This is a genomic window from Planctomycetota bacterium, assembly GCA_018242585.1.
In the GTDB taxonomy this organism is placed as follows: domain Bacteria; phylum Planctomycetota; class Planctomycetia; order Pirellulales; family PNKZ01; genus JAFEBQ01.
In genome coordinates this window covers 1-24289 of sequence record JAFEBQ010000037.1, presented here as the reverse complement: position 1 = coordinate 24289, position 24289 = coordinate 1, and the positions used below count along the sequence as shown (strand labels likewise).

The following is a 24289-nucleotide window of genomic DNA, read 5'->3' as shown; positions in this document are numbered from 1 at the left end:
GCCCCAATGTCTTCTCACTGTGAGCGTCGGTATAAGGTGCATGGAATGCACCCTACGAACTACAAAACGCCCTTTCGCTGCTCCGCGCGAAACCCTGGGAACCTGACGCTAGCAGTTGGCGTCAAACAGGTTAGAACACCCGCCGGGGAGTCATGCCGGCGGGCGATTTCCGCCTCAGGCAGCGGTTTTGCCGCTGGGCTCGCGCCAGGCAGGCCGGCGCGGGCTTGAAATCGCCGCCAGAGAGTATTGGGAGTTGAGCGCTGCCCCGACTATAATTCTTGATACTGGATTTCCGCTAAGCATCGACAGGGGTTGAAGATGTTGCCGCACCGTTGGCCGTGGCGGCACATCGAGCCCTCTGCGCGTTCGCCCGCTTGTCACGCTACCTTTCGATAGGACGCTAGGTTCATGAATTGGTCGCACTCTGCGCCGCGCTGGAATTGTCGCCGCTCGCTGCTGGCTGCATTGGCGATGGTTGGCTTCCTGGCTTCAACTGCCGTGGCGGTGGCCGAGGACTACAAGGAATTCCGCCCGCCCGATTTGATTAGTGCGTCCGAATTCAAAGTTTTGCGTGGCCGCGTCCAAGGCTATCTGCGCGCCGGCATCTTTACGGAGCCACAACAGGAAATCGAGTTCACCAAGTATTACACCTACGGCGTCGCCCAAATGACGTGGGTGGAGAATATCGGCAACTTGCCGTTGATGCGCGCGGTCTTGAAGTTTCGCCAGGATTTGGCGATCTCCGGGCGTCAGGCGCCGGACATGACGTTGCACGAAAAGCTGAATAAGTTGCTCCTCGATGGTTGCTGGTTGTTTTCCAACGATCCGGGCTATCACCCGGCGGTGCGCGTCAACTTCATGCTCATCCTGGGCATGTTGGACCAGACCGAGCCCGATGCTGGCGGCCAGAACGGCGTGCCGCTGCAAGCGGCGCTCGAAAAGCTGCAAGCCGCCGCGGCCGACGCCAAGTTGAGCCCCGAGGTGCGGATCGCGGCTTTGGTTGGCATTCGCCGCCACGCCACGATGAACATGACAGCCAAAGGGCGAACCGACACGATCAAGCTCTTGACCAGCGACCTGAAGTGCGACGACGCGGTGGGCACCTTTTGGATGCGCCGCACGGCGGTCGAAGCGATGGGGATCATGGCCGAGAAGAAATGGTCCGACGCCAACAAGCCCGAGGTGGCCCGCGCGGCGGTGTCGCTGTTGAACGATTCGGAGGCGTCGCTGTTCGCGCGCTGCGAGGCGCTCAGGACGATTGGCTGTCTGGAAAAAGGGGCCTTTGCCGCGACCAACGCCGGCCAGGTGTTGTTGAGCGCCAGCAAGCTGACGGTCGACATCTGCAAGAGCACCGAGGATCCCGAGAAGCGGTTCATGAACTCGCCAGAGAATCCGCAAACCAAGCCGGTCGACGTGTTGGCCGCGCAGTTCTATTGTATTCACACGGGCTTGAAGGGGGTCGACGCGAACTCGGGGCTCTTCTCGGCCGCCAACAACGAGACCAAGCAGATCGTCAACGATCTGGACGGCAAGGTCACCAAGATGGTCGAGATCGCTTCGAACACCCGGAAGAACATCGACGACAAGTTGAACGATCTCCGCAAGGAAGGAACCGATCTCGAGCAGTGGATCAAGAGCAAGGTACCCGGCGGCGCGCAAGTGGCCGCCGGCGGCCGCTAAGCACGTCCACTGATTTTATTAGCACGCGCCCCCGGCAAAAGGATTTGCCATGCGACGGGAAAATGGATTCGAGCCGCGTCACTGTTTCGCCACTCTGGCGATCGCGGTTTTGGTTTGCGCCGCCGGTTGCCGGCCGTTCTCGACCGATTTTTGGTCGACGCGCTGGCCCTTGCAGACCGGCGAAAAGGCCCCGGCCGACGGCGACAAGAAAGACGGTTCGTCTGAAGCACAAGATGCGGCCGCGCTGGCCGACCGGCTGGCCAACGATGCCTGGGTGTTGACGCTTCCTGACCCGCTGCGCGGCGCGCCCCGCTGGCGCTGGCGCAATCAGGCCATCGAAATCGTCGAATCGCCCGCGCCGCCGACACCCGATCAACTAGCGCCGCTGCTCAAGGATCGCCGGATGATGGTCGCCACCAACGCGGCCATCATGCTGGCCCGCCAGGGGGACGACGCCGGGCGTGAGGTTCTGTTGCGGACGACGCGGGCCGCCGAGTTGCGATTGCCCTTGCGGCGCGCCGCGGCCGAAGCGCTGGCCGCGATCGCGGGCCCCAAAGCCGTCGAGGATCTAACTGGCCTGATCGATGCGCTGGGGAACGAGGCCGAGATGGTGGCCACGGCCTACGCGCCCGAGTTGCACGCCGACTTGCTGCGGTTGCTGGCCGAGCACGCCAGTCCCGCGGGCAATCCGCGCTACCAGCGGGCGCTGAACAGTCGCTCGGCCGACGTGCGCCGCGCGGCGGTCGCCGCCTGGCAACGCGAAACCAAGGCCGAGTTGCCGCTGGAAGTCATGGACCACCGCAGCGATCCCGACACGGGCGTCCGCTGTGAAGCGATTCGCACGATTGCCGCCCGCCGGCCGAACGGCGCTTATGACGCCATTGAAAGCATGCTCCACGATCACCACCTGGACGTGCGCGTGGTGGCCATCGGCGCGCTGGCCGAGACCGGCGATCCCCGGGCGCTCAAGGCGCTCGAAGCCGAGCGGCAACGCGAAGGTGAGGAGCTGCGCGCGGCCGCCACGAAGGGGCTGTTGAAGCTACAACCCGAGCAGACCTTGCCGCTGGCCCTGGCCGACAAGTCGTGGCGCGTGCGCAGCGTGGTGGCCGACGCACTGGCCCAGTTGCCTGACCGGAACGGGCGTCACGCGGCCGAGCAGTTGTTGCTGGATCGTAGCCTGGAAGTCCAGCGGCGCGTGGTGGCGTCGCTTGATGCCTGGCCGCTGGCGTCGGCGGGGCCGCTGTTGTTGATGGCTTACGAGCAATCGGCCTATGGCACGCGCCAGGCCGCGACCGACCAGTTGCGCCGCCGCTGGCCAGCCGCCGAACAGCTTTCGGCCGACGCGCCGCAAGAACGCCGCGTGACGGTGTTGGCCGAGTTGCGAAAGCAGTGGAGCGAGGAGTTCGGCCAGGTCGATCGCGGCGCCTTAGCTGAAACCACGCCGCCGCCGGTCGAAGCAGCCCGCCCCGAGTTGGCCGAGCGCCTGGATCGCGACCTGCAGCGGCTCGAACATGACACATCGGCCGTCGGCACTCGCCGCGTGCTCGACGAGTTGCGCAAGCTGGGGCCTGAGCTGTTATCGGCCTGTGACCAGTGGACGGTCGAGCACGAGCGGGCGTTGCCGGCCTCGATGTACGTCGAAGTCTTGAAAGACCGCGCGGCCGAGTTCGCGGCGCTCGTCAATCTGGCCAGTCAGCAAGTCACTCAACGGCGCGACGGGGCCCAGCAGTTGGCTCGCGTGGCGTCCGGCGCGGCGCTGCGCGATTGCACCAACGCGCGGATGTTGGAGTTGGGGCGCGGCGAGCAGGACGCGCTGGTTTGTCGCGCGCTGTTGTTGACCGCTTCGTATCGCGCCGGCCCGGCGGGAGAGCAACTGGCCTATGCGTACATGTCCCATCCGGCCGCGGAAGTTCGGCACGGGGCGTGCGAACTGCTGTCGGCCCACGCTCGGCCCGGTCACGCGACGGTGCTGTTGCCGGCCCTGGATGATGACAACGCCTGGGTGGTGCGCGGGGCGGTCCGTGCGTTGGGACAGCCGGGGATGCGAACCGATCCGCGGAAGCTGGAGCCGTTGCTGGTGTCGCCGGACAAGACGTTGCGAATCGACGTGGCGACCGCGCTGGCCCGGCTTGGCGCGCCGTCGGGGGTGCTGGCCTTGGAGCGGCTGGCGGCCGATAACGACATGGACATCCGCCGGCAAGCGGCCGCCGCGATGGGCACGGTCGGCGGCGAGCAGTTCACGTCGACGCTGGTGCGGATGCTCGACGATACGATCGGCGTGCGCAGCGCCGCGCTCGAAGCCTTGCCACGCGTGGTGGGTAGCGACGTCGCCAAGGCCGACGGGGGCGCGATAGCGCCCGACGTGGCGCAGCGGACGCGCCTGTGGCGTGAATGGTGGCAGCGGCAAAGCGCGACCCGCGTGCCGTAATCTCGCCGCGGCATTCAGGGCGAATCGCGGCAAGGACGTAGCGGAGTCGACCGCCACAACCTGACGGGCACGCCGCCGCATTGTAATGTCAAAGCGGTAGGTGGCCGATTCGGTTATACTGCCGGCCCGTGAATTCACTGGTCGAACGGTGACCCTGAATGAAGTCGAACGCCGCCGCGCCCCGTCGCGGCAAGCAGGCCCTGTTCTGGATCGTGTTGCACTCGGCGACGGCGCTATTGGCGCTGTTGACGTTGCTGGCGTTCGCGGCCCGCTGGTCGTGGCACCTTGAATTGCTGTGTCACTTCCGCGCCCAGTTCGCCTTGTGCGCGGGGTTGGCGCTGGTGGTCTATCTATTGGGTCGCCGGTTCTTCGCCGCCGAGTGTACCGTGGTGTTGTTCGCGTACTTGCTGTGGGGGCTGCTGCCCTATTGGCTGCCGTTTCCTCGCCCGGTCGAGGTCGATGCGAACGATCCGCTGGGCAAGAGGTTGTCGCCGCCCGTCAGGCTCGTGTCGTTCAATGTCTACGTTTACAACGATCGATATGAAGAGGCGGTCAAGTACATCGAATCAATCGAGCCGGACCTGGTCGCGTTTTACGAAGTGACGCATGCGTGGGCGAATGGGCTCGAACCGCTGCGCGCCAAATACCCGCATGTTTACTCGTATCCCGACGAGGGGAGCTTTGGGCTGCAGGTGATGAGTCGCCAGCCGCTGGAAGACGCGCGTTTGGAAAAACCTCTTGGTGTCGACGGCGCGGTGTTCACGGCGCGCATGCCACTGGACGACGGCCAGCGATTGGCGCTGGTCGTCGCGCATCCACCACCGCCGACCGATGCTGGCCTGGCTCACATTCGCAAAGTGACGCTCAAGTACCTGGCTAGGCGAGTGAATGAATCACCCGGGCCACTGGCTTTGATTGGCGATCTGAATTGCACGCCGTGGTCACCTCTGTTTAGCGACCTGTGCAGGGATGGAGAGCTTGGCGACGCTCGGCGATCGTTCGGCCTGCAGCCGACGTGGCCCATGTGGCTGCCAATCTACTTTCGACTTCCCATCGACCATTGCTTGTTGCGCGGTCGCATTCGCGTGGTGAGCAACGAATTGGGGCGGGAGTGCGGTTCAGATCATCGCCCGATCATTGTCGAATTGAGCGTCCTGCCGCCGATTCAATGAAGGGTGCTTATGCGGAGGTGTTGAATCATTCAACTCGACGCGCAACAAAAACCCCCAACTAATGTCGGGGGTTTTGTGGTTTTCGCAACCGAGGATCGCGCCGCGGCGCGATCACGTTTATTCCGGGAACAGCTTCGTCGACAGGTAACGCTCGCCGATGTCCGGCAGCACCACGACGATCAGCTTGCCCGAGTTCTCGGGCTTGCGGGCGATTTGTAGCGCGGCCCAGGCGGCGGCGCCGCAACTGATGCCGCACATCAACCCTTCGAGCTTGGCCAACTGGCGGGCCGTTTCCATGGCGTCGTCGTCGGTTACCTGAATGACTTCGTCAATGATATCGACGTTCAGCACGCCCGGGATGAACCCGGCGCCGAGCCCCTGGATGGTATGGCGCCCTGGCTTCAGCGGCTCGCCCGCCTTCTTTTGCGTGATCACCGGGCTGTTGGCCGGTTCGACGGCGACGCACTTCACGCCCGGCTTGCGGCGTTTGAGCACTTCGCCGACGCCGGTAATGGTGCCGCCGGTGCCGACGCCCGACACGAAGAAATCGACCTGGCCGGCCGTGTCGCGCCAGATTTCCTCGGCCGTCGTCTTGCGATGAACCTCGGGGTTGGCCGGGTTGTTGAACTGTTGCGGCATGAAGTAGTTTTTGTTCTGCGCGACCAGTTCGTCAGCCTTGCGCATCGCGCCGGGCATCCCTTCGGCCGCCGGAGTCAGGATCAGTTCGGCGCCCAGCGCCTTTAACAGGCGGCGACGTTCGAGGCTCATGCTCTCGGGCATGGTCACGGCCAGCTTATAGCCGCGCGCCGCGCAGACATACGCCAGCCCGATGCCGGTGTTGCCGCTGGTTGGTTCAATGATGACGGTGTCGCTCTTGATTTTGCCATCGCGCTCGGCGGCGTCGATCATCGCCCGGGCAATGCGATCCTTAACGCTCCACAGCGGGTTCAAATTCTCGATCTTGGCCGCGATGGTCGCTTGGCAGCCTTGGGCAATACGGTTCAGTTTGACCAGCGGCGTGTTGCCGATGCACTGAGTGATGTCATCCCGAATTCCGGCGGGTGCGGCAGCCGTGGCCATGGCATTCCTCACAAAGTTGACGGAAAAAGTAACGATGCTGCTGTAACAGCGGGAGTATAACTGACCGAGAAAATCAGGGTCAACACCAACGCGCGCGGCAAAGCACGGGAAAAACCGCGACTTTTGCCACGCGGGGGGCGTGTGGGTTCACCACCGCGGAGGGGCGATTTACAATGGTGTATTTGACCCACGCCCTGGTTGCCTGCCTGCTCCGTGGTGAAGTCGCTCCTCCCCGGCCGCGCTACTAACTTTGGACGCGATTATGAATCGAGTTCTCCTGATTGCTGGTCGCGGCGCGTTTGCTGCCGCTGTGTTTGTCCTGGCGGTCGCTTTAGTCCAGCCAACCAGCGCCGCCGAGCCGCTGGCTGGCGCGCTCGGGGCGTTGCAACAGGTCGGCCGCGAAGGGGCGGGCAATGTGGCGGCGACCGCGGCTTGGTCCCAGGTGGCGGCGGCCACGCCGGCCGAGTTGCCGACGATTCTAGCGGCGCTCGACAAGGCCGGCCCCGTGGGGGCGAACTACTTGCGCGCGGCGGTCGATGCGATTGCCGAGCGGTCGTTGCAGCAAGGGCAACCGTTACCGCACGACGCCTTGGAAAAGTATGTCCTCACGACGACGCATGGCCCGCGCTCGCGCCGGCTGGCTTTCGAGTGGCTCGGCAAGATTGACCCGACGGCGGGGGATCGCTTGATTCCTGGTTTTCTCGACGACCCCAGCTTGGAGTTGCGCCGCGACGCGGTCGCCCGGGCGATTGCCGAGGGAACCCAGCAGATCGAAGCGGCTCAGGAAGACGAGTTGGCGCGACAGTCCGGCGTGTCGAAATTGGAAAAGGCGTTCGCCGCGGCCCGCGACTTGGATCAGATCGCGGCGCTCGATAAGAAGCTGGGGGAACTCAAAGTCAAAGTTGATTTGCCCAAGCACTTTGGTTTTGTCATGAACTGGCGCCTGATCGGGCCGTTCGACAACCGGAACGGCGTCGGCTTTGACGTGGCCTATCCGCCCGAGAAGGAAATCGACTTCGCCGCCAAGTACCAGGGCAAGGCAGGTGACATCGGCTGGGTCGAGCACGCGTCGGCCGACCGTCACGGCAAGTTCGACTTGAACACCATGCTGGGCAAGGATATGGGCTGCGTCGCTTACGCGGCGGTCGAGTTCCATGCCCCGGCCGAGCGCGACATTGACATTCGGCTAGGCTGCATTTGTGCCTGCAAATATTGGCTCAACGGGACGCTGCTGGGGACGCACCATATTTACCACGCGGGCTCGTCGATCGATCAATACCAGGCCCGGGCGCGACTGAAGTCGGGTCGCAACGTGATCCTGGTGAAAATCTGCCAGAACGAGCAGACTGAAAAATGGGCGCAGGACTGGGAGTTCCAGTTGCGCGTTTGCGATGCCATCGGGACGGCCGTTCTATCGTCGAAAACATCCAACCCAGCGGCCCACGTCAAGCGAGCGAAGCATGAGACTCAACAAGCTCGAAACTAGCCATCGGGCGCAACTGGCTTGGTTCGGCGCGCTGCTGGTGGCGCTGGGAGCCGCCTGCGGCGCCGACTGGACCGAGTTTCGCGGTCCGCGCTCGGCGAGCATCGCCCAGGACAGCCGGCCACCACTTGAGTGGGACGCTGAAACCGGTAAGAACATAGCATGGAAATCGCCATTGGTGGGGCGCGGCGTGTGCGGGCCGATCGTCGTCGCTGGTCGCGTGTTCGTCACGGCCTCGAGCGGCGCGGGGCAGAATCTGCTGCATGTCTTCTGCTTCGACGCCGAAAGCGGCAAGCAGCGCTGGCATCGCGAGTTTTGGGCCACCGGGCGCACCCATTGCCATCCGACCAGCGCCGTGGCCGCGCCCACTCCGGCCAGCGACGGCAAATACGTCTATGCCTTCTACTCGTCGAACGATCTGGCCTGCCTCGACCTGGACGGGAATCTGATCTGGTATCGGGGGCTGACCTACGATTTTCCCGACGCGGCCAATGATGTGGGTATGTCGAGTTCGCCGGTCATCTCGGGCGAGTTGGTGATCGTTCAGCTTGAATGCCAGGGAGATTCGTTCGTGGCCGGCATCGAGCGCGCCACCGGCGAGACGCGCTGGCGAATCGAACGGCCCAAGGTCGCCAACTGGTGCTCGCCGACGATCGCGCCGGCCTACCAAGGGGAGCGCGAACTGCTGATCTTGCAGGATCCACAGGGTTGCTCGGCCCACGACCCGGCGACGGGACAGTTGTTGTGGGGCTATGACAAGGAGTGCGGCGGCATTCCTTCGCCGCTGGGGCATGATGACATCATTCTGGTCGCGTCGGGTGGCCTGACGGCGCTGAAGCGCCAGCCCGAAACCAGTTCGGCCGAGGTGCTGTGGAAGCAGAGCAAGCTCGAACCTGGCAACGCCAGCCCCGTGGTGATCGGCGACAAGGTCTATACATTGAACCGGGCCGGCGCGATGAGCTGCGGGCTGTTGGCCGACGGCGAAGTGGCCTGGCGGCAGCGCGTGCGCGGCACCTTTTGGACGACGCCCGTTTTTGCCGGTGGCCATTTATACTGTGTCAACCAAGACGGCTTGACGAGCGTGGTGCGGATCGGCGATGAAAAGGGCGAAGTGGTCCAGGAGAACAAACTGGGCGAAGCGGTGCTCGGCTCGCCGGCGGTCTCGGGCAACGCAATATTCATTCGCACCGACGCTCACTTGTGGAAACTGGCCGGCCCACGGGAGACGCAGTGACCGAGACGATTCAGATTCAGCCCGCTGGCCCGTTGCGGGCCACGATTCGACCTCCCGGCTCGAAAAGCATCACCAACCGCGCGCTTGTCTGCGCCGCGCTGGCCGAAGGAACGTCCGTTCTATCCGGCGCGTTGGCCAGTGACGACACGCGGGTCATGCTCGACTCGTTGGCGGCTTTGGGCATTCCAGTGACCGAAGACGCGCGACAGCGAACGCTGCGCGTGGCCGGCTGTGGCGGCAAGATTCCGGCCGCCAACGCCGAGTTGTTCGTCGGCAACAGCGGCACGACGATGCGGTTTCTGACGGCGCTGGTTGCGGCGGGGCACGGGCGGTATCGCCTGGACGGCGTGAAGCGGATGCGCGAGCGGCCGATCGGCGATCTGCTGGCCACGTTACAACAACTGGGAGTCGATGTCAGCAGCGAAACGGCCAACGATTGCCCGCCAGTGCTGGTCAACGCCCGCGGCTTGCCGGGCGGCCTGGCCTCGATTCGCGGCAATATCTCGAGCCAGTTTCTCAGCGGTCTGTTGATGGCCGCGCCGTATGCCGAGCGCGAAGTGCAACTGGCGGTCGAGGGCGTGCTGGTTTCACAGCCCTACGTCGAGATGACCTTGGCGGTAATGCGCTCGTTCGGCGTTGATGTGCCGCGGGCCGAACCGGCCTTGTCCCGATTCGATGTGCCGCGTGGCAAATACCGCGGCATGAATTACGCGATCGAGCCCGACGCTTCGGCGGCGAGCTATTTCTTCGCCGCGGCCGCGATTGCCGGCGGCACGGTGACGGTGTCGGGGCTGTCGGCGCAAAGCCTGCAAGGGGACGTGGCGCTGGTCGACGTCTTGGAACAGATGGGCTGTCGGGTCGAGCGCCGCGCCCACGAGATTGCCGTCATCGGTGGGTCATTGCGCGGCGTGACGGTGAACATGAACGCCATCAGCGACACGGTCCAGACCTTGGCGGCCGTGGCCCTGTTCGCCGAGGGGCCGACCGTGATCACCGACGTCGAGCACATTCGCCACAAGGAGACCGACCGGCTGCATGCCGTGGCGGTCGAACTGCGCAAGTTCGGCGCCACGGTTGACGAGCGCCCGGATGGCTTGACGATCACGCCGGCCAAGCTGCACGGCTCGAGTCTTCGCGGCGCAGTGATCGACACCTACGACGATCACCGAATGGCGATGAGCATGTCGCTCGTCGGGTTGAAAGTACCAGGCGTCGTGATTCGCGATCCGGCGTGCGTGAACAAGACGTACCCGGAGTTTTTCCGCGACCTGGCGCTGGTCAGCTCGTGGCAATGACGAATGACGAAATCCGAATGACGAAGGAGACAAGTCGCTATGTTATTGGCGATTGCTCTTCGGAAGGGTTCCAGCGCCACTTGCAATGAACACCCCTCCCTTTCAGGGAGGGGCAGGGGGAGGGTAACGGCGCCGCGGGCCAATCGATATTCCTCGCAGGCTGCGTCTTTGCTGAATGTCCGTTGGCCTGCCGCGCGTTTACCCTCACCCGCTTCGCTGCGCTCGCGACCTCTCCCTTAGAGCGGTTCCATCATTGACGTAGCGGCGAAAACGCAACCGAGCAAAGACGGCAGTTCGTAAAACATAGAGCGGACACGCCCGCTAGCAGCGCTACAGTAATGGTGGACCCGCTCTAAAGGGAGAGGTGTGCCGGCTATGCCGGCGACGGGAGAGCAACAAAAAAGGCCGCCGGCAACTTGGAGTTGCCGGCGGCCATGCAAAACGCGCTGTCCTGGCCCCATCGGACCAGGCTCATTGACTCAACCGCTTACTTCGCGGCCGGCGGAGTCGTCGACGAAGCGGCCGGGGTGGCCGGCGTCGCCTTCTTCTCGTCGCTCGAAGACGACGTCCGCTTGGGCAACTCGCCACCCAGCATGACGAACATGTCTTCGGCTTCCTTGCGGTGCATGAACGGGCCGTTGCTCTCGACGGCCTGGCGCAGAATGCGCTTGGCGTCGTTCAGGTTATCGAGCCGTTGCAACACCTTGGCCAGATAGTAAGCCGTGTCGAGCGAAGCCTGGTTGTTCTGAACCGCGGCTTGCAGCAACTGGGCGGCTTCCTGGACGCGACCGACCTTGAAGTAGATCCAGCCCACGGTGGCTAGGGCTTCAGGGTTCTTCTGGTACTGACGAGCGTTCACTTCGGCCAATTGGGTGGCGCGGCTCCACCTGGTGTCGTCCTTCGACTCGATCAACGCCAACGCCAGGTTGTTGCTGGCGAAGAAGTCGCTGGGATTCTCCTGGTAGAGAGCTTCCAGTTCCTTGGCGGCGCCGTCATAGTCGTGCTGCAACAGCTTCAACAGCGCGGTCAAGCGCTTGAGGGCCGGCGACTTGGGATCGGCCTGGAACGCCTTCGAGGCGAACTCGGCGGCTTGGCTCAGGTGTTCGTTCCCCTGGCCCAGATACCATTGCGACACGGCGGCATAGATGCCCGACTTGGCCTTCTCATTCAGCTTGCTGTCGCTCTTGGCGGCGCTGACGGCCTGGTCCATGTACTTCTGCGCCATCTGGTCATAGTCCTTCGCGTCGCGCTCGTACTTGCTGGTGTCGCGCTCGGCGCGAACCTGGGTGGCCATTTGCGTGGCCAGCAAGCCCATTGAAATCAACGGGTGCTCGAGATTGCTGTCCAGGCCATAGGCTTCTTCCAGTGTCTTGACGACGTCGGTTTCGTTCTTGGGATCCTTGCCATCAATGTCGCGAAAGAACATGGCGCGGCCCAGACGCTGCTTGGCCTGAGCCATCTGGTTGTCGTCGTCCTTGGCGTTTTCGATCCACAGGCTGGCCATCTGGACGGCCTTCATCCACTCTTGCCGATTCTCGGCGACGCTGGTCATGCCCGAGTAAATCTGCCGCATCAAACGCTGGGCGTCCGGCGCCTTGGGGTCGGCGAACTTGGGGCTGACCAGTTCCGAGGCGTGGGTGTACTCAAGCTGCGCGTCGGTCAGTCGGCCTTCGCTCAGGGCGACGTTGCCCAACAGGATGTACACTTCCGGGGCGCTCGGCTCGTCCTTGGCCGCTTGTTCCAACGACTGGCGAGCCAGGGTCACCAATTGTTGCTGGTTGGCGGCGAACAGCAGCCGGGCCAGCATCACGCGGGCCGGCGGCAGCGACTTGTTGGCCTTGCGGGCGTCTTCCAGTTCGCTGAGGGTCTTGTCACCGTCGCCGCGTTGCAGGGCGTCGAAGGCGGCGCGCAGTCGCGCCACGTCCGGGCCCTTGTGCTTGGCGTCGAGACCGTAGATTTGCATCATCGCCTTCTGACGTTCGGCGGCTTCGTCCTTCTTGTCTTCCTGGGCGCTAGCGTTGGCGCCCAGCAAGCAGGCGGCGCTCAGCATCAAGCCCAGCGCGCCCAGGCGCCATTTGTTCCAACCAAATACGGACATGCGAAAGTACTCCTGAAAAATGAAACGAGCGTTGCGTACCCTGGTCACAAGCGATCGGTCGACGCCCAGCAGGCCCGGCCTTGCAGTTCCCCCCCTCGGAGGCTTATGCGGCACCGATCGCTCGGCAGATTTCACGACTGCCAGAACTCCTCCCTCTCGGACAGTGATTTCCTTCGGACAATTCAAACGTCACGGCGTTCACTCGCCGCGACGCAAAAAGTTGTACCGCTCCTCAGCCATTCGTTGTTCGGCTATTTGCGGTTTGTGTTGGTCGACAGCTCAATCTGCCGGGCCCGCTGTTCGTGCTGCTGGGCTTTGTCGACCATGTTCAATTCTTGGTAGATATGCGCGAACAGCCGTTGAAAGCTCACATCGTTCGTTTTGACGGAGCTCTTGGCCGCCACGTTCATGTCCATCAGCGCGTCCAGCCATTCGCGCCGCCGCGCCCGCAGCACCGCCCGAGCGTGGCTCAGGAACGGGTCGCGCGGCCAGGCCCGCAGCCCCAACTCAACCAGCGCGTTGGCCTGGGCGTCGCTCGCCGGCGGCTGATTGACATAGTGAATGGCCAACTCGGACATCAGCCGCGAGGAGCGTTCGTCCTGGAGCTTGGCCTTTTCCAGATAGGTGCGGGCCGATTCGTTGTAACCCCGGGCGTCGGCTTCGACCGCCAACAGCAAGCTGATCACGGAAGGAGACAAGTTGGCCGACGAGGCGTCGCGAATCAGGCCGCGAACCATTTCGCCGTCGGGTCCGTCCGCAGTCAGGCCGTTGATCAAGTAGCGCAGCAACAGCGGATTGAACGGATCGTACTTGAACGACTGGAGCAGCAGTTCTTTCTCACGCTGGCGATTGCTGCGGGACTGGGCTCGGGTGGCGTCGGCCCAACTCAGATAGACCTGGCCCAGCGCCTGGGTGTAGCGACGGTCCTGCTTCATCACCAGACCGCCCTCGAGCATGGCGGCCGCTTCGGCGAATTGTCCCAAAAACGTCAACGCCTGGGCGGCGTACATGCGGGCTTCGTCGTTTTCAGGGTCTTTTTTCTCGATGTCCCCGAAGTGACTCAGCGCCTGCTCGGCGTCGCGCTTGGCCTGGGTCATCATCCCCTGTCGAGCGTGAATCTCGGCCAGGCGAATCCAGAGCCGCGGTTCGTCCTTGGCTGCTTCCTTGAATTCCTTTTCGGCATCGGCCAGCCGACCGGAGTCGAGATACCGCTGGCCCAGCAAGGCGTGAGCGCGTTTGACATACTCGCCGCTGCCGCTGATCGCCCGCTTTAGGTGGGCGTCGACTTCGGCCATGTCCTGCTGGTTGTGCGGATTGGTCAGGTAGAGATATTCGGCCAACCAATAGTGGGCCGGCGGGAAACCTTTCATATTGCGCGGGGCCAACGAGCGAATCATCCGCATCGCCGCTTCGCGCTCGCCGCGCGCCCAACAGACGCGGGCCAGGTTGAATCGGTAGTCGTCGTCTTCCGGGTCCATCTTCAATAGGGCGCGAAACAGCATTTCCGCCCGGTCGTAATCATGGCTGGCCACGGCGCCGCGGGCTTCGATGTCATAAGTCAGCGCGTCGCGCGACTTGCCGAACAACGGCACGGCCACCAGCACGGCCACGATCACCGCTGGCAGCCCTTGCAGCAGGCACATCCACTGCACGCGCGGCCACCAGGTGGCGACCGCTTCGACGACCCAATTCAGGCTCCAGATCGTGAAATAGATCGGCCACAACAGGGTCGACCAAAGCAGCCGCGTCCAATAAACGCTGCGGACGCGGCGTTGAAGGCGGAACGGCAAGCGCGTCAGCGCGCCCCACCACTGGTACACCAGCCGTATCGGAATCAGGAACGTCTCGATGACGAACGTCACAATGCGTGACAGGACGTCTTCGATCTGTTTCCAGATGCTGCGGCGCCAGCCTCGGTAGGGGTTGCGTCCCATGAAGATTCCGAATGAACTTGCTTGCGACGGCTGATTGAAAAACTGGCGCGACCCGCGGCGCCAAGACACGAAGCCCGCGGCGCTGGCTGCAACGAGGAAAAGGCCCGAAACACCTAACTCCGGCGAACGCCTGTCGAACGGTCGCTAGCTCGCATGCGCGGCGACGTCATTCCTGCTCGGCACACTCGAAAACACACCAGCGTTCCACCCACACCAACCCAGTCCAGGCCCTGTGTCGTCGTTGGCACGAACGGCTGACGACACCCGATTTAGTTATCCTATGGCTACCCGGAACGAGGGTCAACGAAATGTAAAGGAAACTGTCTAGTTGTTGCGCACCAGGCGTCGCGTCTTGCGGATTATTCCAAAGATTTTTGCCAGCTTCCCCAAAAGGAGCTGCGCGCCGTCGTTGGCCGCTTCCCGCCCAGCGCGGAGCGAGCCACGCAGGCGGGGCTGCCCCCGGACGCTTGTCGCGACGACGCTCGTTTGTGGATGAGGCATCAGGAGTTTGCACCGGACTCCTGCCCGGTATTACCGGCATATGCAACACAGATTGCCCAAGCGCCCCAGTCTTAAGGAATGTCTTGCCGGTTGTTTTGCGCGTTCGACCAACTCGGCCAAGATTCTCTTTTGACGTACTGGCTCTGGCTTATCAAACTGGCGATAGCCTGCGGCGTGATTGGTTCCCACTTGTGGGCACCCGGTACACAGACCCGTGGGGGCAGACTTTCTTCACCATTTGAGCATGAACAACTTGAGCATGAACAACCTATGACCAGGCGTGCGTTAATCACCGGCGTGACCGGCCAGGACGGTTCCTATCTGGCCCAATTTCTTTTGGAAAAAGGGTACGAAGTCCACGGCATGGTCCGCCGCGCGAGCACCGAGTCCTTCGAGCGAATTGCCCACCTCGAAGGCCGGCTGCAACTGCACCAGGCCGACCTGTTGGACCAGTTGTCGCTGGTGAACCTGATGCGCGAGGTGATGCCGCACGAAGTTTACAATCTGGCGGCCCAGTCGTTCGTGCCGACCAGTTGGCTCCAGCCCCTTCTGACCGGCGAGTTCACGGCGCTGGGGGTGACGCGCGTGCTCGACGCGATTCACCTGGTCGACCCTGGTATCCGTTTTTATCAGGCCAGCAGCAGCGAAATGTTTGGCGACGTCCGTGAAGAGCCCCAGACCGAGCTCACGCCGTTCTATCCCCGCAGCCCCTACGGCGTGTCCAAAGTCTATGGCCATTGGATCACCGTGAACTATCGCGAGAGCTACGACCTGTTTGCCTGCTCGGGCATTCTGTTCAACCACGAGTCGCCACGCCGCGGCAAGGAATTCGTCACCCGCAAGGTCACCGACGCCGTGGCGCGAATCAAGCTGGGCGTGCAAAAGAAGCTGAAACTGGGCAACCTGGACGCCAAGCGCGACTGGGGTTTTGCCGGCGATTATGTCCAGGCGATGTGGTTGATGCTGCAGCAAGACCAGCCAGATGACTTCGTGGTGGCGACCGGCATTAAGCACTCGGTTCGCAATCTGGTCGACATCGCCTTCGCTCATGTGGGACTCGACCCCGACGAGTTCATCGAGATCGATCCGGCGCTATTCCGCCCGGCCGAAGTGAACCATCTGTGCGGCGACGCCACCAAGGCGCGCGATGTGCTTGGCTGGACACCTTCGGTCAACTTTGAAGAACTCGTCAAGATGATGGTCGACGCCGATCTGGAACGGGTCCAGTTCGAGATCGAGCACGGCCAATGCTCGGTTCGCTGAGCACACTGCCGCCTTGACCGTCAAAACAGCAGGCCGTCCGCTCGTGGCCTGCCATTGCCAGCCGCAAAAGTTGACCGTGGCCGCGCCGCAGTCCATATTGCGGCTCGTTGGCCCTCTTGGCATTTGCTGGACTTGCATTGAAAGGCAACGCCTGTGTCACCACATCGTTGGTTCCGTTTTGGCGTGACTCCCAGGCACTTGCGCCGGGATGCTCGTTCATTGATCGTAGCTGTCTTGGCGGTCGCGGCGACCTTCGCTTGGCAAGCCGCCGCCTGGGCCGCGCCGTCGAGCGAACGTCCGAATATGCTGATCATCTTGGCGGATGACCTCGGTTTTTCGGACCTGGCCTGTTACGGCAGTTCGATCGCCACGCCGAATCTCGACGCGCTGGCGGCCGGCGGTTTGCGCTTTACTCAATGCTATAACACGGCCCGTTGCTGGCCCACGCGCGGCGCGCTGATGACCGGCTACTACGCCCAGCAAATCCGCCGCGACGCCTTGCCGGGCGTCGCAACGGCGGGGGGCAAGGGAACCCGGCCCGTCTGGGCCCCGCTGGTATCGACCCTGCTTGGGGCCGAAGGCTACCGGTGTTATCACTCGGGCAAGTGGCACATCGACGGCGAGCCGTTGAAGAACGGCTTCGATCATAGCTTTGATACCGGCGCGCCAGGTCAGAGCAATTTCTTCCGCGCCGCCGGCAACACCGACGACGGTCAGCCCTCACCGCAAACCAACGATTATTACGTCACCAACGTGATGACCGATCATGCCGTGCGGTGCCTAAAAGAACATGCCGAGAAGTACGCCGATCGACCGTTCTTTCATTATTTGTGCTACACCGCGCCGCACTTTCCACTGCACGCGTTGCCAGAGGATATCGCCAGGTATCGCGACAAGTTCCGCGACGGCTGGAACGAGGAAGCGCGGCGGCGGCACGCGCGCCTGACCGAGCGTGGCATCGTCCACCACTCGTTGCCCGAAATGGAACGCGAGGTCGGCCCGCCGTACGACTTTCCCGACGCGATCAAGCAGTTGGGGCCGAACGAAGTCAATCGCCCGATCCCCTGGAGCGAACTATCCGAGGCGCAGCGCGACTTCCAGTCGGTGAAAATGGCGATCCATGCCGCGATGATCGATCGCATGGACCAGAACATCGGCCGCGTGATCGCGCAGTTGCGGGCGATGAACGCGCTCGACAACACGCTGATCCTGTTTCTGTCCGACAACGGCGCGAGCGCCGAGATGATGGTTCGCGGCGCAGGTCACGACCCGGCCGCGCCGCCAGGATCGGCCACGACGTTCTTGTCGCTGGGCCCCGGCTGGTCAAGCGTCGCCAACACGCCACTGCGCCGGCACAAGACCTGGGTCCACGAAGGTGGCATCAACACGCCGCTGATCGTCCATTGGCCGCGAGGCCTGAAGGCCCGGGGCGAGTTGCGTCACAATCCGGCCCACGTGATTGACCTTGTCCCGACGGTGTTGGAAGTGGCCGGCATGAAAGCTCCCGCCGAGTTCGCCGGCGCCAAGGTTCCGGTGCCGCCGGGGCGCAGCCTGGTCCCGGCCTTTGCGAAGGACGGCACGGTGGAACATGAATACCTGTGGTGGTTGCACGAAGGGAACCGCGCGTTGAGGGTAGGCGATTGGAAGATTGTCGCCCTCAAAAACCAGCCGTGGGAGCTGTACAATCTGGCGGTCGACCGGGGCGAGTCGCACAACCTGGCCAGCCAGTATCCCGACCGGGTTCGCGAACTAGAAGCCGTCTGGACCCGGCAAGCGGACCAAGCAAGACAGCTCGCGCAAAGCGACAAGCCTGCCAACCCTGCCGTCGGCAAGAAGAAAAAGCCAGCCAGCGCTAATTAGCGCCGTGAGTGGCTGATGGGTTGTTTCATAAGTCACTATGCAACTTCGCCCGTTGGGTAACACCGCGCTATCGGTCACGCCGCTCGGCCTGGGACTGGCCGCGTTGGGGCGGCCCGGCTATATCAACCTGGGGCACGCCGGCGACTTACACCATGACTATGACGCGACGGCGATGGAGGCTCATTGCCACCGCGTGCTCGACGCCGCCTGGGCCGCCGGCGTGCGCTACTTCGACGCCGCTCGATCGTACGGCCGCGCCGAGGAGTTCTTGGGGCGTTGGCTGACGGCGCGCGGCATCGCGCCGAGCGAGGTGACTGTTGCCTCGAAATGGGGTTACACTTACACGGCCGATTGGCAGGTGCGGGCCGAGCGGCACGAAGTCAAGGATCACACCCTGCCGGTCTTGGAACGGCAACTGGCCGAAACGCGCGAGCGACTGGGCCGGCAGCTCGACCTGTACCAGATTCACAGCGCCACGCTCGACAGCGGTGTGCTGGTGGATCACGCGGTTCACGAGCGGCTGACGCGATTGCGCGCCGAGGGGGTCAAGATCGGCCTGTCGCTGAGTGGCCCGCGCCAGGCGGAAACGCTCTGCCGCGCGTTGGGGGTTGAAGTGGCCGGAGAGCGTCTGTTCGATTGCGTTCAAGCGACCTGGAACCTGCTCGAACCTGCGGCGGGCGTGGCGCTCGGCGAAGCCCATGCGGCCGGCCTCGGCGTGATCATCAAGGAAGCACTGGCCAATGGCCGCCTGACTGCTCGTAACATCGACGCCGGCTTCGCGTCGCGCCGAGCGGTCCTCGATGCCCAAGCGGCGAGGCTTGGCACGACGGTCGACGCGCTGGCTCTGGCGGCCGTGCTGGCTCAGCCCTGGTGCGACGTGGTTCTCAGCGGCGCGGCCACCCAAGAGCAACTAACGTCGAATGTCGACGCAGTGAACGTGCGCTGGGACGCCGAGGCTGCCGGGCGGCTGGTGTTCCTGGCCGAACCCTCTGAACTCTACTGGCACACCCGCAACGCCTTGGCGTGGAATTGAGCGGCGTGCGTCACGGCTGCTTGGGACTCAACACCTCGCGCATCGCCTCGCGCAGGATGGGATCGGCTGCTTCGCCGACCCAGCAGTAGCCGTGCTCTTCGCGAAAGCCTTCCTTCACGGCCGAGATCGTCGGCAGGTAGCCCGGCGCGCACTCGCCGAAGCCGGCCACCATGACAAAGCTGTCAGGGCACATCTGTTGCGCCGCCAATTGATATTCAACGAACGCCTCCGCCGGCAGCAGCAGGAACTGCGCCGAGCCAAAGTCGATCGCTTGAATGTCAATCGCATGACCTGCGCGATTGCGTTCGAGTGAACTGAGTCCCAGCGCCGCCATCGCGCGCTGTAAGAAAGGCAGCTTCGCATCCGCCAGTTTCGCACGCAGTGCCGATTCGGACAAAGCCGGCGTGTCCCAGAACGGCAGCACGACTTGCTTTGAGCGGCACTCGACTTGTTTCAGCGGCACGCGTCGCGTCTGTTCCCAGGCGGTTTTCATGCCAGCGTAGAGCCGATCGGCCAGCTCGCCGCGCACCGTCGGCGAGCCGTCGTTGAACTTGCCGGCCGTGACATCGCCCGAACAACTGGTCAGATACAGTTGCTTCACGCGCGGGTCGTCGCGTTGCCGCCGCTCGCGCGCCAGGCCGACAAAGTCGGTGGAAACCCGGCCGCCGCCATAGTTGCTCATCGGATGCGTGGCGTAACTGCTGAGGGCTGCCACCGGTTGCTCGTCGCGCCAAAAGCTGATCGTCTTGAGCCAAGGATCGATCGTTCCCTCGGGGAGCGCGCGGATCGCGGCATCGCGTGCCGAGCTATAGCGGCGAAAGCTGACGCGCCCGTCGGCATCGACAATCCGCCTGTTCGAAGCAATCCCTTCGATGCGCGCCTGGCCGAGGCCCAAGTGCGTCACGACTTCAGCGTGGGGCAAGCTGCTGGTGAGCGCGGCGACAACGTGCGTGAGCGTCGCTTCGCAATACTCCGGATCGCACATCACGCCGGCTTGCACGCCATCGAGCAAACGCTGAGCGCCGGTATCGACATAGGGAGCGTCGTGCTGGTGGACCGAGCTGACGAAGACGCGGTCAATGGTCGTGCCGGCCGCGGCGGCCAGCGTTTCGCGCCAGTGCTGATAAGTGTCGTTGCGCAGCTCGCACCAATCGAGCGCCACGATCACGATTGGCTTCGCCGGCCCCAGCAGCGTGAAACCGATCGCATGCAGTGGATCGTCGACGCCGGTCGAAGGCTTGAACGAGCCGCCCAGCAGCGGATGCCCCACCGGCGGCGTGATGGCGACGCTAAACGTCGCCAGCCGGTAATTTGCCGGCTCGGCGGCGAACGTCGGGGCCGCGAGCGCTGACAGTGCCCCGCCGGCCAAAACGGCCAGCGCATCGCGCCGCGTGGGCAATACTATGGGGCAAGGCGTAACAACGGATCGCGGATTCGTCGAATGTTTCATGCCGACAATTATGACGGCTCCGCGCACGCGCCGCCACATGCCCAAGGTACAAGTTACGCTATGTGGTGCGGCGTCGCCTATCGCCCAAAGTAGAACGAAATGCCCGGCTGCATCACGGGGCGTGGGTAGTAATAGACTGGCGCGGGGGCATAGACCGGCACCGGCGCGGCGTACATCGGCGCTGGGGCCGCGATCACTTGGCCCACGGGCGCGGCATAGACCGGCGCGGGAGCCATGTAGACCGGCGGCGGAGCGTAGAACCCAAACGCGAAGCCCGGGCCGCGGCCGTGATGATGATAGGCCTGGGCCGAATCGGCCACACACAAGGCAATCAACACGACGATCGAAGCAATCGCGGCCTTCATGATTTCGTTCCTGATTCGTTGATATCCTGCCCAGGTGCAACTTTGCGTTCACGCGATTGAGAACTTATACGACAACCGGCGATCACCGCGTAGAGCAGTTGCCATCGTCGCCGGCGATCGCGCGCAGCTGGCTCGACAGCACTGCTCAACTCTTAGCTCTAATTGGCGTTTGACTGGGCCAGGTTTCATTACAATTCCGCGCGAATCAGGACGGCACGTTATTGCGCCATCGCGTTGCCGGCATCGCTTTCGTCGTCGGTAGCGTCGGCCGCTATCAGGCCCCCCCGAATGAGATCGACCTTGACCATGAATCGGGGGCGCTGGAACATTCCTGCCCGCTGTTCTTCCACCTCCGCTCGCGAGTGCCTACGGCCATGTCATCGCCGCTGTCGAAAACTCTGCTGTTGCTCGCTTTGGCGGCGGGCGGTTGCGTGTCGCCCTACTATCAAGACAAAGGAGCGCTTTACGGCGGGCTGGGTGGCGCTGGCGTGGGGGCGTTGGTCGGCGGCGCAACCAGACATCCACTGGCCGGCGCGCTGATTGGCGCTGGCGTCGGCGCGGCCGGCGGCAGCCTGGTTGGTAACGGGCTGGATCAGATCGAAGCCAAGAATCGCGCCCAAATCGCCGCCCAGATGGGACGACAAATCCAGCCCGGCGGCGTGCAAGTCAACGACGTCGTCGCCATGACACGCTCGGGCGTCGATGAGGAACTGATCGTCAACCACGTCCGCGCCAACGGCATGATCCAGCCGCTGCAAGCCGGCGAGTTGATCGCCCTGCAACAACAAGGCGTCAGTAAGAACGTCATTGCCACCATGCAGTCGTCGCCGCCGCGCGGCGTGCAACCCGTGGCCACCGGTGCCGCGCCGCTGATGATGGCCCAGCCGCCGATGTACTATTACCCGCCCCCGCCGATGTACATGGCACCGGTGTGGTGAGGAAAAAGTTGCAAGTTGCTGGTTGCTAGTTGCGCGAGATAAGACCACTTCTGGCTAATCGCTTCCCCGCCACTGACAACGGACCACTGACCGCTCCCGCGCTACCCGCGTCGTTCGCGACACTGGTGGAACTCTTCGACCAGGGCGGTCAATTCCTCGGGGAGCATCAGTTGCTCGTACTGGGGCGAGGCCAGCAGCTCGTTCAATGCGTGGCCGTCGCCATTGCGGCAGGCTGCTTCGACCGATCCGGCAAAGCCGAGCGCTTCGCGAGCACGCCGCCATTCAAGGCGCAACGTGGCCGCGTCGGCACAGTCGGCCAGCAGGTAATCGTCCCACAGCGTGACCAACTGACTAGCGCGATCAAAATCGGACAGCGCTTCGAGGGCCTGCAAGCGGCCAAGTAAGCCCGCGCGCTTGACCGCCAGCGCCACACGCTCGTTCTGCTCGACCGGCAGCAGCCCGTGGCCATGAACCTCGCCCAGGGCCTGCCAGGCGGCGGCCAGGCGCACGTCCGAGCCATTCTCGGTCAGCAGCCGCTCGACGAGTTGCAATCGCTCCAACCTCGCTTTGGCCAACCGAACACGAACCGGGAGATTGGGATGATAGTTCGGCGGCAGGCAGCGAGCCCCGGCCACGAGCGCCAGTTCGCCCTTCAACGTCGGCGGCGACGCCAACGTGTTCATCGCCCTGAGCCGGTCGACTCGCGCCCGGGCCGCATCGATCAATGACTCGAATTGCTGACACGGCAGCGGATATTCGCCCCGGCGGGCCTTCCATTCGTGCTTCAATTCCAAGTCGCCGGCGAACGTCGGTTGCCGCGCCGCGGCGACCAACTCGTACAATCGCCGCAGCGGCATTTCGACCGCCGGCGGGTTGCCGGGCACGGCGACCAATCCTTCCAAAAACGACGGATCGTCAAAGATCGTGATGGCTGATTCCCGCTGACCAAATCGTGAAGGTTCCATGGCCCTGCTCGCTTGTTCGATGGCTGCCGCGTAACCTGAAAGAGTAATGCCTAGATATTGTTACGGAGCGGCTTTCAGAGCTGTTCAGCGGCGGGGGCTTGACTTGCTTGCATTGCCGTAATGGAATCGCAGCATGAAGCTTCGCACATGTTCGATCGTGATGGTGATGACGAGCTGGCTGCTTGCGCTGGCGGGCGCCGTCGTCGCGGCCGAGCCGACGTTCCTGGAATTGAACCGTGATCCGTTGCTCGACCGGGCGATCTTTCGGCGGCTGTCGTCGCACACCGATCATCACATCCGGTTTTCGGAGAACGGCGCGTCATCGAGCAACGTCGAAGCCGAGCGCGATGGCTTGAAGCAGTGGTTCATCGAAGCCCAGCGCTACGGTGGCGACGCGGTCGAGGCGGGCTATCTGTGCGGCGATCCCAAGCTGGTCGCCTTGGGTTGGAAGATCATCGATTGGGGCTTTGACCACCAGTCCAGCGACGGCGGCTTTGGCACGACGGGCGACCCGTTTCACAGCACCAGCTTCTTTGTCGAGGCGTCGGCCCGGGCCGTGCTGATGGCCCAGCAATTGCCGGCCGACGATGCGAGGCAAGTGACGGCGCACTACGGGCCCAAGATCGCGGCCGCCGCGGCCTGGATGCGGCGACCCGAGGTCTTGAAGCGAGGCCTCAGGAACAACCAGCCCTACACGCACCGCCGCTGGCTGGTGGCGGCGGCGTGGGGCATGGCCGCGCGGGTAACCAAGGACAAGGAACTGGCCACGGCCGCCGCCGAGAGCGCCCGCGAAGGGCTGGCGTTGCAGGAAACGAGCGGCGTGAATCCCGAGAAGCAAGGCTTTGACGTCAGCTACCAGGCCGTCGGGTTGATGCTTGCGGCGCGGTACTACACCGTCTGCGACGACGCCAAGCTGCGGGCGTCGATTCGCCAGATGCTTGACCGCGGCTTGAGCTACGAGCTGAGCAAGATCGACGCCGTGGGGAGAATCGTCACCGAGGGAAGCACACGCGTGAACACCGAGACGGGGCGCTCGGGCACCGCCAAGACGGTCGACAACAAGGCGGTGTTGATGGCGCTGGTCTACGGCAGCGAGTTACTGGGCCGGGCCGACTGCCGCGACGCGGCCGCGCGCGTGGCCGTGCAGTTGAAGTGGATCAAGGCAGAATAATAAACAGCCGTCAGCGTGGCGATATCGGATGACTTACATTGCTAATGAAGTTTCGGCATCCAAATCTTCGTGTTTGGCATCATCTGGCGGAGCGCATCGATTCCATCAGCCGTGACGGCACTTCTTTATCGAAAAGGAGGACGCCACACTTTGGTGTTCGGCATCGCCTCGCGTAGCGCACTGACTCCATCGGCCGAAATCGAACCCCCGTCGATACACAGCGATTTCAGGTTCGTAAGCTTGGCTAATTCAGGCAGCCCGGCGTCGGTGACTTTGGTATTAATGAGATGCAACTCTTCCAGGCGAGGTATTTTCGCTAAATCCTAGTTAATCCACCGC

17 protein-coding genes are annotated in these 24289 nt (G+C 63.4%); 11 read left to right on the top strand and 6 right to left on the bottom strand.

Features of this window, described 5'->3' with window-relative positions:
* Nucleotides 1-408 precede the first annotated feature (408 nt).
* From JSS27_17600 to JSS27_17590, 3 genes are all read left to right on the top strand, one after another.
* Nucleotides 409-1680 carry a hypothetical protein gene (locus tag JSS27_17600; protein MBS0210760.1) on the top strand — a complete coding sequence of 424 codons (1272 nt, stop codon included), beginning with the start codon at nucleotides 409-411 and terminating at the stop codon, nucleotides 1678-1680.
* Between the two features lie 49 nt (nucleotides 1681-1729).
* Entirely contained in the window at nucleotides 1730-4108 is a 2379-nt protein-coding gene (locus tag JSS27_17595) for a HEAT repeat domain-containing protein (protein ID MBS0210759.1), read from the top strand.
* A 158-nt stretch (nucleotides 4109-4266) separates the two neighbouring features.
* A complete protein-coding gene (locus JSS27_17590) occupies nucleotides 4267-5280 on the top strand; it encodes an endonuclease/exonuclease/phosphatase family protein (protein ID MBS0210758.1) in 1014 nt (337 codons plus the stop codon).
* A gap of 117 nt (nucleotides 5281-5397) precedes the next feature.
* Here JSS27_17590 and cysK read toward each other — a convergent pair whose 3' ends face one another.
* Nucleotides 5398-6360 carry a cysteine synthase A gene (gene cysK, locus JSS27_17585; protein ID MBS0210757.1) on the bottom strand — a complete coding sequence of 321 codons (963 nt, stop codon included), beginning with the start codon at nucleotides 6358-6360 and terminating at the stop codon, nucleotides 5398-5400.
* 262 nt (nucleotides 6361-6622) lie between these two features.
* Here cysK and JSS27_17580 point away from each other — a divergent pair, with 262 nt between their 5' ends.
* From JSS27_17580 to aroA, 3 genes are read left to right on the top strand one after another with little or no spacing between them, the layout of a single operon-like run.
* A complete protein-coding gene (locus tag JSS27_17580) occupies nucleotides 6623-7846 on the top strand; it encodes a hypothetical protein (GenBank protein MBS0210756.1) in 1224 nt (407 codons plus the stop codon).
* A complete protein-coding gene (locus JSS27_17575) occupies nucleotides 7821-9077 on the top strand; it encodes a PQQ-binding-like beta-propeller repeat protein (GenBank protein MBS0210755.1) in 1257 nt (418 codons plus the stop codon). The genes JSS27_17580 and JSS27_17575 overlap by 26 nt, the downstream gene beginning before the upstream one ends.
* Entirely contained in the window at nucleotides 9074-10372 is a 1299-nt protein-coding gene (aroA, locus tag JSS27_17570) for a 3-phosphoshikimate 1-carboxyvinyltransferase (protein MBS0210754.1), read from the top strand. The genes JSS27_17575 and aroA overlap by 4 nt, the downstream gene beginning before the upstream one ends.
* A 487-nt stretch (nucleotides 10373-10859) precedes the next feature.
* On the opposite strand, the gene JSS27_17565 is transcribed toward aroA, so the two are convergent.
* Both JSS27_17565 and JSS27_17560 read right to left on the bottom strand, forming a co-directional pair.
* Nucleotides 10860-12470 (bottom strand): tetratricopeptide repeat protein, encoded by a 1611-nt coding sequence (locus JSS27_17565; GenBank protein MBS0210753.1) that lies wholly within the window; start codon nucleotides 12468-12470, stop codon nucleotides 10860-10862.
* Between the two features lie 251 nt (nucleotides 12471-12721).
* Nucleotides 12722-14404 carry a tetratricopeptide repeat protein gene (locus tag JSS27_17560; protein ID MBS0210752.1) on the bottom strand — a complete coding sequence of 561 codons (1683 nt, stop codon included), beginning with the start codon at nucleotides 14402-14404 and terminating at the stop codon, nucleotides 12722-12724.
* Nucleotides 14405-15175: 771 nt separating this feature from the next.
* Here JSS27_17560 and gmd point away from each other — a divergent pair.
* The 3 genes from gmd to JSS27_17545 all read left to right on the top strand — a co-directional run bounded on the left by gmd (nucleotide 15176) and on the right by JSS27_17545 (nucleotide 19061).
* Complete coding sequence (gene gmd / locus JSS27_17555) at nucleotides 15176-16168, top strand: GDP-mannose 4,6-dehydratase (GenBank protein ID MBS0210751.1); 993 nt, start codon at nucleotides 15176-15178, stop codon at nucleotides 16166-16168.
* A 303-nt stretch (nucleotides 16169-16471) separates the two neighbouring features.
* Nucleotides 16472-18028, top strand: coding sequence for an arylsulfatase (locus JSS27_17550; GenBank protein MBS0210750.1), 1557 nt, complete (start codon nucleotides 16472-16474; stop codon nucleotides 18026-18028).
* Between the two features lie 37 nt (nucleotides 18029-18065).
* Entirely contained in the window at nucleotides 18066-19061 is a 996-nt protein-coding gene (locus JSS27_17545; protein MBS0210749.1) for an aldo/keto reductase, read from the top strand.
* Nucleotides 19062-19071: 10 nt separating this feature from the next.
* Here the strand turns inward: JSS27_17545 and JSS27_17540 are convergent, their stop codons facing one another.
* Nucleotides 19072-20511 (bottom strand): hypothetical protein, encoded by a 1440-nt coding sequence (locus JSS27_17540; protein MBS0210748.1) that lies wholly within the window; start codon nucleotides 20509-20511, stop codon nucleotides 19072-19074.
* Between the two features lie 77 nt (nucleotides 20512-20588).
* Nucleotides 20589-20876 carry a hypothetical protein gene (locus JSS27_17535; protein ID MBS0210747.1) on the bottom strand — a complete coding sequence of 96 codons (288 nt, stop codon included), beginning with the start codon at nucleotides 20874-20876 and terminating at the stop codon, nucleotides 20589-20591.
* A gap of 221 nt (nucleotides 20877-21097) precedes the next feature.
* Here JSS27_17535 and JSS27_17530 point away from each other — a divergent pair, with 221 nt between their 5' ends.
* A complete protein-coding gene (locus JSS27_17530; GenBank protein ID MBS0210746.1) occupies nucleotides 21098-21814 on the top strand; it encodes a hypothetical protein in 717 nt (238 codons plus the stop codon).
* 101 nt (nucleotides 21815-21915) lie between these two features.
* Here the strand turns inward: JSS27_17530 and JSS27_17525 are convergent, their stop codons facing one another.
* The gene (locus JSS27_17525; protein ID MBS0210745.1) at nucleotides 21916-22779 is read right to left on the bottom strand and encodes a hypothetical protein; all 864 of its coding nucleotides are present in this window, start codon (nucleotides 22777-22779) and stop codon (nucleotides 21916-21918) included.
* Nucleotides 22780-22912: 133 nt separating this feature from the next.
* Here JSS27_17525 and JSS27_17520 point away from each other — a divergent pair, with 133 nt between their 5' ends.
* Complete coding sequence (locus JSS27_17520) at nucleotides 22913-23950, top strand: hypothetical protein (protein MBS0210744.1); 1038 nt, start codon at nucleotides 22913-22915, stop codon at nucleotides 23948-23950.
* The last annotated feature ends 339 nt before the right edge of the window (nucleotides 23951-24289 follow it).